This window comes from Psychrobacter sp. R86515 (assembly GCF_042466315.1).
Classification (GTDB): Bacteria; Pseudomonadota; Gammaproteobacteria; order Pseudomonadales; family Moraxellaceae; genus Psychrobacter.
Genome location: NZ_JAXHCC010000001.1, coordinates 585,086 through 596,590, shown reverse-complemented (window position 1 = coordinate 596,590; position 11,505 = coordinate 585,086). Strand labels below are relative to the sequence as shown.

Genomic DNA, 11,505 nt, shown 5'->3' with positions numbered 1-11,505 from the left:
CTATGACTATCTCTATTGCTTCATTGCACAGTACTGAATTCGCCGTTGGTCAACGTTATTTATCTGATACGGAGTCTGAGCTTGGCTTAGGTGTGGTCATCGATGTTGACGACCGATGTGTGCATATTTTATTTCCGCAAAGTGAAGAGACACGCGTCTACGCAAAAAACTCTGCGCCATTATCGCGCGTGGTATTTAAAGTAGGCGATAGCATCTACGATCAAGATGGCAAAAGCTATACGGTCAATGCTGTTAATGAAGTGATGGGTGTACTTAAATATGGCGTCGATGAGCACGAGCGCGGCATCATGGAAACCCGCCTTGCTGCCAATATCACGTTGGCCAAGCCGCTTGAGCGTTTGCTTGCTGGCCGTATTGAACGTGGTGACTGGTATGAGCTGCGTCAAGATATCTTGCGCATGCAATCAGCGCTGGCAGGTCATCCATTAAAAGGTCTAATGGGTGCACGTGTCGATATCATCGAGCATCAGCTATATATCGCACATGAAGTCGGTAAGCGTATCGCACCGCGTGTACTACTGGCTGATGAAGTTGGCCTTGGTAAAACCATCGAAGCGGGCATGATTATTCATCAGCAGTTGCTAACAGGCAAAGCTGAGCGTGTGTTGATTTTGGTACCAGATAGCTTGCAGTATCAATGGATGATTGAGCTGCGTCGTCGCTTTAACCTAAACTTTGCCTTGTTTGATCTAGTGCGTACTGCGGCTATTAAAGAACACGACCCCGAACAAAACGTCTTTGCCACTGAGCAATGTATCATTGGTGGTATGGATCTGTTACTTGATCACCCAGACTTATACGACCAAGCGATGGATGCAGGGTTTGATTTATTGGTTGTTGATGAGGCGCATCATCTGCATTGGGATGAAGCACAGGGCGGCAATGATAAGTATGACTTGATTGCGGATTTCGCAGAAGAAACGCCAGGCGTGATGCTATTGACAGCAACGCCGGAGCAGCTTGGTGCGCAAAGTCACTTTGCCCGTCTGCGTTTGCTTGATCCAGATCGTTTTGATGATTTGGATGAATTTATCGATGGTCAAGAAGCTTTTGCAGAGACAGCAGCAGTTGCTGGTGTCTTGATAGAAGAAAAGCCATTAAATGAAGGCCAAATCGCTGCTTTAAGTAGCTTACTAGACATTAGTATTGAAGAGTTGTCTTCAATCAATGAAGATGAAAAACTGCGTACACATGCGCTAAACGAGTTATTAGATCGTCATGGTACAGGTCGTATCTTGTTCCGTAATACTCGTGAGAGTGTCAAAGGTTTCTATGGCCGTAGCAGCCAACCATATCCACTGCCATTACCTGAAGCATGGAAAGACAGCTATCAAACCAATGGTAAGTTGCGTGAGCAGCTATGGGGCGAAGAAAACCAACCAGACGGTGGATGGCTAGAAGATGATCCACGCGTTTCTTGGTTGATTGATATCTTACGCGGTGAGCTTAAGCATCAAAAAGTGCTATTAATCGCTCGTAGTGGTGCGACGGTAGAGAGTTTAGAAGCGGTATTGCGTCTGCATGCAGGTATCAAAACAGCTATCTTTACTGAGCAGATGACTTTGCTTGAGCGTGACCAAGCGGCCGCATTCTTTGCAGATAGCGAAGGTGCGCAGATACTACTGTGTTCAGAAATTGGTTCAGAAGGTCGTAACTTCCAGTTTGCAAGCCAATTAATACTATGGGATCTACCTGCTAACCCAGATACGTTAGAGCAGCGTATCGGCCGTCTAGATCGTATCGGTCAGACGCAGCAAATCATGCTACATGTACCTTATGTACAGGGTACAGCGCAAGAGCGTCTGTATCAGTGGTATAACGATGCGCTGAACATGTTCAATCAGATATCGCCAACCGCACAAAGTGTACAAGAGCAATATATCCAAGAGCTTAAGCCAATGCTTGAGGGTGCTGATACCGCTGAAAATAATGTCATCTTGCAAGACATCATTGACGAGGCGCTACAGACACGTTTGGGACTAGAAGCACAGCTACAAGCTGGTCGTGACCGTCTGTTAGAGTACAACTCATGCCGTCCGCGTGTCGCAGGTCGTATCGCCGATGCTATGCGTGACTTTGATGGTAATAATTTGCTGCCGCACTTTATTGAGCGTTTCTTTGCATCTGCCAATATCGATCATAATATCCAACGTGATGGCTCGTGGGTGATCGCACCGATCGATAGCACCGAGATCAGTGATTATATTGATGGTTTGCCACTTGGTGATGAAGACGGTATGACGTTGACCTTTGAGCGTGAGCAAGCGCTTCAGCGTGAAGATATTGAATTCATCACTCACGAGCATCCATTGATGCGTGCAATTTATGAGCTAGCGAGCACCAGTACCTTTGGTAATACGACAGTTGCTATGCTAAAAAGTGCCGCCGTTCCGCAAGGTATGGTACTGCTAGAGGTGAACTTCCGTGTTGAAGCAATCGCGCCAAAAGTGCTCAATCTACCAGCGACTTTGTCCACGCAAAATATCCGTGTCTTTATCAGTGAGCAGGGCAGTGATTTATCGGCTCGTATCAGTGCTGAGATGATTATGCCGCACGTTGAGCGTTTGGATAAAAACCGTGCCCGCCAAGTCATTAAAGTACGCGGCGATGTGATTGAGCAGCGTTATTACGAAGCTGAAGACATTGCTCGTCAGCAGATCGCTGAAATTGGTGAGCAAGCAAGTACACGCTTTAGCCAGCAGTGGTCACGCGAAATCAAACGTTTAAAACATCTACAGACGATCAATCCAAACGTACGTCCTGAAGAGATTGAGCGTTTAGAGCAGCTCAAAGCTCAAGGTGAGCAAGCGCTTGGTAATTTATCATTAGTACCGGATTCTATTCGCGTACTCGTAGCGGTTAAGCCATAAACATCGGCGTATTTGTCAAAAACGAGGTGTTATTATACATCTCGTTTTTTTATGGTTGAGATTACTTGTTTTGCTCTTTAGTTGCGATTTTTCTGGCAAAAACAGACAGGCAATACTTATGAGTAAGCCGACAGTAACTAGTCAAAGCCACCAATATTGGGTAAGATGTTTACCTTTTCTATAGAAAATAAATATTCGGTGATAACATCGCTAACGATGTCTGTATGTTTATTTTAAGGTCTCCTTCGACAGATCTTAACCAGTGATCTCGCATTATTTTACATTCAAATATGATGGCTATATGGCATCAATATCATCAGATGCTGAGCGTTTTTGATAAAAATAAGGAAACATATCGTCATGTCCGACAATCTACAACTGATTGATGAGCTGCTGGCTACTATCGCGCTTATTGAAGTTACCCCTGATGTGTTTGAGGGTAAAAGCCATGACTATGTGGGCAGTCGTATATTTGGTGGGCAAGTGCTCGCTCAAGCGATTATGGCAGCGGCGCATACATTAGATAAAGACAAACCTTGTCACTCACTGCATGGATATTTTTTGCGTGGTGGCGATATCAACCAACCGGTGATATACCAAGTTCGTCGATTACGTGATGGTCGTAGCTTGTCTGCACGTGAAGTCACGGCTATTCAGTATAAAGAAGTACGTGGTAAGCCACCTGTTGAGCAAGTGATATTTTCAATGATTGCCTCGTTCTCACCGATGGAAGATGGGCTTGAGTATCAAGAAGATATGCCTGTCTATCCACCGCCAGAAGACCTACTGACAGAGCAAGATTTAAAAGAAGAGAATGTCGGAAAAGTACCAGAAGCGCTAAAAGCAAGATTTATGCGGCGCCGTCATGTCGAGATTAAGCCAGTGAAACCGCGTAATCCGATTAGCCCAGAACCTATGAAGCCTAAACAAGCAAACTGGCTACGCATTCGTGAATTGGGCAATCAGCCAGTGGCTATTCAGCAGGCACTATTGGCATTCTCATCGGACTTTTATTTGGTTGGCACAGGGCTGATGTCACATGGTGTTAGCTTTATGACCAGTGGCCTGCAAGCTGCCAGTATTGATCACTCGATGCATTTCCATCGTGATTTTGACCTAAACAAATGGATGCTTTATGACATGTGGAGTGATACCACGTCTAATGCGAAAGGCTTGAACCATGGCCAGTTTTGGCAAGATGGCAAACTGGTCGCTACCGTGCAACAAGAAGGCCTCATGCGTTTACGTGTGCCAAAGTCCTAGGGTGCTGTAGGCTCAGCTGCCTTTAGATTATCATCATAAAAAAGCGACTCATTATTAATAGTGAGTCGCTTTTTTTATTCCAATTTCTTACTCTAAGATTTTAGCCATCGCGCGAGGTAGCCCTAGGCTGTCTTGCGCTTTTTGTTCGGTTAACCACTTAAAGTCGACTTCGGCCGCTGCTAATTTCTGATTTAACTCAGTTACCTGCGTCGCGTCAATCGTCAGTTTACGCGGGGTCAAATACCAGTGAAAGTGCGTCAGCGAATGCTTAATAGGGGCGTCATCGAGTAAAGTATTGCTGACTGATTTTGCGACCAGTTCATTCTTTATGAGCCATTCATTTATGATTTGCTCAGCAGTGGTAAACTCTGCTTCGTATACTTTTTCATTACTACGGACATCATTTGCTACGTTTGATGGCTTATCATCACTAGCTAGCGTCTTCTTAACGGTAGCCTTAGTGTTTGCTTTACCGTCAATTTTTTCCACGAACTGTAATGGCAAACTCCACAATCCACCCCAGATACCATTGTCAGGGCGCTGTAGCCACAATATCTCACTGTCTGCACTTTCGATTAGCAGTGCATCACTGAATTTACTAGGTTTGGGCTGCTTTTTGGCTTTGACGGGATAATCAGTCTCGCGCCCTTGCGCATGCGCTAGGCAGTCTTCTTTCAATGGACATAATAGACAGGCAGGCTTGCTACGGGTACATAATGTCGCACCCATATCCATTATGGCTTGCGCAAACAATCCTGAGTTTTCTGTAGGTGTCAGTCGCTCTGCCAATGCCCATAAACCTTTGGTGGTGGCAGATTTAGTAATATCACCATCAATCGCTGCCCAACGCGTGATGACTCGTTTGACATTGCCATCACAGATGACACCATAGTGGTGCAAGCCCATCGCCATAATCGCGCCAGCAGTCGATGGCCCAACGCCCGAAATCGCCTCCCATCCTGCTAGCGTCTGCGGAAACTCGCCCATCTCATCAATCACTGCAACCAACTGCTTAGCACCTTTATGCAAATTACGCGCACGCGCATAATAGCCAAGTCCTGCCCAATGCTCCGCTACGGTATCCCATTCTGCTGCGGCCAAATCCTGCACGGTCGGAAACGATGCCATAAAGCGTGCAAAGTAGGGCAGTACAGTGGTCACTTGCGTTTGCTGAAGCATCACTTCGGATAACCAAACGATATAAGGATTTGGCGTATCGGTTTGGTGCTGTTGCCAAGGTAAGTCATGGCGACCGTTTTCGGCAAACCAATCTAGTAGGCGTGGGGCAAAGGAGTTTAGAGATAACTCAGGTTGAGAGAATAAAGTAGGCAAGAATAATCCTTGTCAATTAATAAAAAATATTAGACCATAAAAGGTTAACTGATTTATGGGGTGGGCTGACTCGCTATGCAATGGTTTGTTATTTTTAAGGAAAAGTATTAGTTAGTTATTATGTGTTTTGCACTTTCGGTTTGATAATAAGTAGAACCAGTGTTTCCATTAATGGTTTAGGAGATAGTATCTTGTCAACACAAACCTTTTTTGTCTGGGATACCCAGCAAGTTACTTGTATACCAAGTAAAGACAGCTCATGGGAGCAAGCAACCCATGACTTTAAAGCTTTGAGCCAGCAGCCAGTGGATGATATTAGTCCAAACATTATTGAGTTGGCAGATCGTCTCGTGGACGAAGCCAGCACCTTGGATTATTCAGAAGTTTTTTATGAAACCTACGCAAATACAAATTTAGAGATGAAAACGCATCCTAAGACCGCTTGCGTAGCCATACCCACACCTGAAGCACTGCACGGTGAAGCGTTAGATGTTATCGCCCCTTTATGTGAAGAATTAGGGCTAGTTTTTTATGACACTCGGGGTATGGTCGCCTATCCAGATGGTACGATCTATCCGCCTAACATCGCAAGAGGTATGGCACTGCTAAAAGAAAAGCGGGCGCTGGCAAAACAGTCTGCTGATATTTATAAGCCAGAGGCACAGGTTCCTAGAGATAGAGAGGACTTTGAAAAAATACTGCACCCATTCATGCATGATTGTTTAGAACGTTATGGTTATCAGTGTAGTCAAGTAACAAGCGCTAACGTTAATGACTCTCTTGAAGTCGATGGTTGTACCAAGGCCATGCCTTATGGTCATGTGCGTCTAACCGGAGGAGCGGAAGGTAAGAACGGCTATTTTAGATTAAAAATTCATGCGTATTTTGTATCACCAGCGTTTGAAGAGATTTATGACAAAGTATCGCCGCCAACTGAACTTAGACAGCAGTTTCCTTATTTAAAGCTACATTACATTAATGTATGCGATAGAAGCTTTACAGATAAGCAAAAACAGATTCCTGAATTTATCAATACTGAGTTTGCCAGTAAACTGGATGAAGCAGATAAAATAGACAGCTATAATCAACTTTTTTTGTTACTGCATGATAGGATTGCAAGAGGGCACAGCTATGGTGAGAGTGTGGATAAACACCTTATTTTAGCCAAACTTGCGGGTCGAGAGGACTTTGATGAATTGGTTACCCAGTATCGTGATCTGATAGATAACTCACCAAACGAGTATGCTAAGAATAGAATGAATGAGCGCTGGGATAGACTTTTAGAGATTTTATCTACCGTAGAGCCATTGGAGTAACCAGTTATGAATGAATATACTTTGTTTTATGTTTGGGATGCAAGTTTGGGTGATGGCGATGAGTATCTGCCTATCTCTTACGATAGTGCAGGTGTATTACTACCGCAGCTGCTAGAGATAGAAGTCAGTGCTCATAGTGAAAACATATTAAAATTCGCCACTGAGCTACAGCAATTTGCCCATGAAGGTGATTTATCATTTGAGCTTTCATTAGCATTTGGGGCGACGGTCGCTCATGTACAGCTACAGAATACATTTGCTGTCTCTCTGCCGCTGCCAGATAATAACATGCAAGAAGCTGCTAGAGTAATTGCACCATTGGCAAAGAAACATGGGTTGGTATTTTATTATTTGCTAGGGTTGGTTTCTTTGCCTGATGGGAAAATTTTCACTTCTACATGATTGGTCTTACGTTTATTAAACCTACTTCCGATTCTTCCGTGTCTTTAGACGACGTAAGCGCTTTTCTTCCTCTTTCGCCTTTTTCTTCTCTTCAGCAGCGAGTCGTTGTTCAGCGACGACGATTTCTTCCGCTTCAGTCATTGCTGGTGTCTCTAGCGTAATGCGACCAATCTTCGCACTACGCAATTCGTTAATCAGAATCTCAGACATACGGTACGTATCGACTTGATTGCCAGCGCGTACACAGCCGCGATTACGTCCAGCGACTTCAAAGAACTCCCAATCAGTCTTTGGCAGCTCTTCAATTTTATAGCGAGTTTTTAGCAGCTCAGGATAGGCTTGCATCAAGTACTCAGCGGTATAGCTGGCTACATCAGCGAAGTCAAAAGCAGTATCACGAATACCGCCTGTCGCTGCTAAACGATAACCAGAGTTTTCGTTTTCAACTTTTGGCCAGAGCATACCGGGCGTGTCATAGAGCATGATGTCATCGTCGAGCTTAATTAGCTGCTGCGATTTGGTCACGGCTGGCTCATCGCCTGTCTTCGCCACAGCGCGTCCTGCTAGCGTATTGATCAGCGTTGATTTACCAACGTTTGGAATACCCATAATCATCGCTTTGATTTGGCGACCAGTCCCGACTTTATTGGGTACGAGATGCTTACAGATAGCGATAATACGTTTTACATCATTGGCTTTTTCAGTATCGCACGCAATGGCTTTGACCCCATCTTGCTGTTCGAGATAATCCATCCATGCTTGAGTCAACTCAGGATCGGCAAGGTCAGCTTTGTTCAGGATTTTGATAACAGGTTTTTCGCCGCGCAGTGCTGCGACCATTGGGTTTTCACTACTATATGGAATACGCGCATCGATGACCTCGATGACCAAATCCATCTGCGGCATGACTTCTTTGATTTCGTTACGGGCTTTGTTCATATGCCCAGGGAACCACTGAATACTTGCTCTCTTATCCATCTGCTTTCATAACCTTTTATAAAAAATACTAAAAGTAAAACAATCAACGTTTACTTTCTAATGGTGTCCAGTTTACTACAGAACCACCTTGCTCACGGCACAATTTCACTTAACCAGCTTTGTCATTACGCTTGATTTTGGTTTTCTGTTTCCTCGTGCGCTGGTGGTAATGGGGCGAGATAGCCAATGAGCAGAATCAAACTACCTGCGCCAAGGAAGGATATCACTCGCCAAATCGCCTCAGTCTGTGATAAATCTACCAAGACAAGCTTGAGTACGACAATACCTAATAATCCAATACCCATAAACCAAAGCGCGCGTTGCCAGTAGCGACTCGCAAGGATGGTGGCGACCAATGCCAAGAGCGTCCATAAAATCGTCAGTCCTGTTTGTACTTGCTCGCTCTGCCATGCGCCGCCTTGATAGTCATTCCAAAGTGGTGTGCCAATAAAGGCGTGTAGCGTTCTGACCAACATGCTAGAGATTAACCAAAAACTGATCAGACCCAATATAATTAGCAAATTCTCAGTGGTGAATACGCGCTTAGATTTGGCAGCTGCACTCGGCTCGGTAATGGTTTCATTGTGGCGGCGTTGGCTGATGTAATACAGACTAAAACCAACCGATAGCGTCAGCCACGATGTGATGTCATATAGGTTGAACAATGGAAAATAAGACAGTCCCCAAATCACACCGTCATAAGACCAATTGGTAAGAACAACCCACAGTAAAGCAATGGGAGCAAAAATGGCAGCGCATCCTAATAGTGCCTGTTGCCAATCAAACCAATACAGTAGACCTTGTTCTGAAACTTTATTAGTTGATGTGTTTTCTGCATTTTGACTGAGATAACGACGATTGAACCATAGTCCAAATAATATAAATGCCGCTGAAAACAAGAAAGCCATTACGTCATCAGAGTCTGGTAGGCCATAATGCGCAGCGGCAGCAATAAGTAAGATACCCGTACCTAGCCAACTTGCATCATTATAGCGTGAGGTATCGCTGTTATCAGACCATGTCTTTAGCCATAGCTGCCCCATGACTAACCAACCAATTATTAAGCCTACAAACACCAACCATTCCGCTGTTGCCCATGTTAAATTTCGCTCAAACTTTTGTGGCAGTTGCAGTATTAGCATGAAGTAGAACAGGGCTAGCAATCCATGACTAAGCTGTCTGATTTCCGCCCATGGACGATAGCGATTGATGACCCAATAAGCGATCAAGTTGATGAGTGCTGCCAGTGCAATTACCGTCGTGCTTGATTGCCAGATATCAAACCAATGATGCAAATCCAGCATAAGTACTTGTAGCATCCAAGCCATCGCGGTCAATGTCAAAAATTTGATGAATCTAGGACTATGCCAAACGAATTTAAATACGCGGCTTTGACTATTGATTGAGGTCAGCCATTGCTGCGCAGCTTGCGTACTGACACCCAGCGTACGGGCATAGCTGGTCAATAGATCTGATGTGCTGTCCAATGTTTGTGATTGTATTACTGAGGATGTTGTAGCGCTTTTATTGTTAAGGTTATTACTACCGTCTAACGTATTAATCAGCGCAGCAGGGGAATTGCTAGCGCGTAATATAAAGACGGTCGCTAGATAACTGAGCGCTGAAATACTAAAGGCCAAAACGGGATAGTCTTCGATAGAGACTATCGCTGTCGTCACTAGCATACCAATGCTGATGAGCTGCAATAGTAAGCCGAATAACACCGACCACGATCGCAGCGAGCGTCGTCCAAACCATACTAGCGCCAATCCTTGTACTGACCAGCCAAAAGCAATCCATTCAGCATCTAGCGCCAGCGGAATAACGAGCGCAAAAAATCCTAATCCTAATGCCAGCATCCCTTCGGTGATTAAAGCATAGCGTCTACTGCGTTGGATGAACAACCAGCCCATCCCAAGATAAACCGCAGCCAAAATGGCACTGGTAATCGTGAGGGCATTAGAGATGTCGTTTAGTAACGCGGAAAATAAGCCAAAAGCCAGTAACGGTACTGAAAACAGTAAACCCGTATCAATGGGGAATACATAGGAGCTGCCTACATGGGCTTTGTCCAAGTGTTTTGTATCATCTACATTATCAGCATGACTGAGGTCTTTTTCGTTTAGCGCATTGTAGGTAATGATTTGCTGCGCATAACGAATGACGACAAATAAGTAAAGCAGCCAGTGTAAGGTTGCTAAAGCTACCAATGACCAGCGCTGCGTTTCAATGACGGCGCTCAGGTTTTCGCTGATACCCCAATAGTATGCCAAGCCAAATGTCACAGTCACACCGAATAGATTCAGTATTTTCCACGGTCGATAGTGAGCAATGACGGCAATGGTGACGTTTAGCAGTAGATAATAGCTAAATAAGGTGACCAAGCTGCCAGTATCGTCACTGGTCAAAATCGGTGCAAAAAATCCACCCGATAATGCCAGTAATGCTAATGGAAAGGCGTTTTGACGTACGGCGAGAGCAATAGTAATGGCAGACAATAACCCAAGCCCGATAAAGCTTGGGATACTAGGAATGATTGCATAAACACTGTAAGCAAAAAAGGTGCTTAGATAAGCAATTGCTAAGCCTGCGCCTTGTAGCGTAATCCCATATGAAAAGCGTTTTGCCGTTAGCTTTAATCCAAGCGCTGCCAATGCTAACCCTGTAACGCCGACTGCTATCAACTTCGTGGCAATCGAAATCTCGATATATTCGCTTAATAAGCGAAGCAGGAGCACCACACCTATCAATAGCACCAATACGCCGACTCGCACGACTAAATTGCCACCGAAAAACCAGTTTTTGATTGAATGAATCAGTGATGTCACAATAGGCAATGAGCGTTCATCAGGTTCAATCGGTGCCGTAGGCGCTGTGTTTTCAGTATTGATAAGGGCATTATTGTCTATAGATTTATCGTCATAGATATTTGATGCTGTATGTATGGTCGAGTTTGAAGCAACGGTAGGAAGCGGTGGTGGTGATACAGGCGGTCGATTATCTGGAGAAGATGGTTGTGAGTCAAAAGCTATTTTTTTAGGAGCATGGTCTTTAGTGTCACTTTCTTTAGGAACATTGTCTTTAAGATCAGGATCGTCAGTAGCAGTGTTGCGTGCATAATCATTTTTATCGATTAAAGGTGCAGACGGAGGCGTCATACTACGATGTCTTTGCTGCTCCAGCTCAGCTTGCAGTTTCGTCACATCGCGGCGTAGATGCTCGATTTTTCGAGCTATCCTAGTATATAACGCGACCACTACGATCAATAAAATCGTAAAAGCCAGCCAGCCCAACTGGGTCACCATTAGATATAACATCTTCGT

Annotated in this window: 7 protein-coding genes; 4 read left to right on the top strand and 3 right to left on the bottom strand. The window is 44.6% G+C overall.

Features of this window, described 5'->3' with window-relative positions; translation table 11 throughout:
• The first annotated feature begins 2 nt into the window (after positions 1-2).
• Complete coding sequence (rapA, locus tag SJY28_RS02485) at positions 3-2,891, top strand: RNA polymerase-associated protein RapA (RefSeq protein WP_379543319.1); 2,889 nt, start codon at positions 3-5, stop codon at positions 2,889-2,891.
• Positions 2,892-3,251: 360 nt separating this feature from the next.
• Positions 3,252-4,154, top strand: coding sequence for an acyl-CoA thioesterase II (locus tag SJY28_RS02480; RefSeq protein ID WP_057761915.1), 903 nt, complete (start codon positions 3,252-3,254; stop codon positions 4,152-4,154).
• An 87-nt stretch (positions 4,155-4,241) separates the two neighbouring features.
• On the opposite strand, the gene mutY is transcribed toward SJY28_RS02480, so the two are convergent.
• Positions 4,242-5,486, bottom strand: coding sequence for an A/G-specific adenine glycosylase (gene mutY / locus SJY28_RS02475; protein WP_379543317.1), 1,245 nt, complete (start codon positions 5,484-5,486; stop codon positions 4,242-4,244).
• A 191-nt stretch (positions 5,487-5,677) separates the two neighbouring features.
• Between mutY and SJY28_RS02470 the strand changes: the two genes are divergently transcribed.
• Both SJY28_RS02470 and SJY28_RS02465 read left to right on the top strand, forming a co-directional pair.
• Entirely contained in the window at positions 5,678-6,802 is a 1,125-nt protein-coding gene (locus SJY28_RS02470) for a hypothetical protein (RefSeq protein ID WP_379543316.1), read from the top strand.
• Between the two features lie 6 nt (positions 6,803-6,808).
• On the top strand, positions 6,809-7,204 hold the full coding sequence (locus tag SJY28_RS02465; RefSeq protein WP_379543315.1) for a hypothetical protein: 396 nt from the start codon (positions 6,809-6,811) through the stop codon (positions 7,202-7,204).
• A gap of 21 nt (positions 7,205-7,225) precedes the next feature.
• Here the strand turns inward: SJY28_RS02465 and ylqF are convergent, their stop codons facing one another.
• Complete coding sequence (ylqF, locus tag SJY28_RS02460; RefSeq protein ID WP_057761911.1) at positions 7,226-8,182, bottom strand: ribosome biogenesis GTPase YlqF; 957 nt, start codon at positions 8,180-8,182, stop codon at positions 7,226-7,228.
• Positions 8,183-8,307: 125 nt separating this feature from the next.
• Positions 8,308-11,499: a DUF2339 domain-containing protein gene (locus SJY28_RS02455; protein ID WP_379543314.1), complete on the bottom strand. Its 3,192-nt coding sequence runs from the start codon at positions 11,497-11,499 to the stop codon at positions 8,308-8,310.
• Positions 11,500-11,505 lie beyond the last annotated feature (6 nt).

What these genes read in the sequence shown, in the direction of transcription:
- rapA (WP_379543319.1), top strand. Translation starts at nt 3, where the DNA reads ATGACTATCTCTATTGCTTCATTGCACAGTACTGAATTCGCCGTTGGT.
- SJY28_RS02480 (WP_057761915.1), top strand. Translation starts at nt 3,252, where the DNA reads ATGTCCGACAATCTACAACTGATTGATGAGCTGCTGGCTACTATCGCG.
- SJY28_RS02465 (WP_379543315.1), top strand. Translation starts at nt 6,809, where the DNA reads ATGAATGAATATACTTTGTTTTATGTTTGGGATGCAAGTTTGGGTGAT.
- ylqF (WP_057761911.1), bottom strand. Translation starts at nt 8,182, where the DNA reads ATGGATAAGAGAGCAAGTATTCAGTGGTTCCCTGGGCATATGAACAAA.
- SJY28_RS02455 (WP_379543314.1), bottom strand. Translation starts at nt 11,499, where the DNA reads ATGTTATATCTAATGGTGACCCAGTTGGGCTGGCTGGCTTTTACGATT.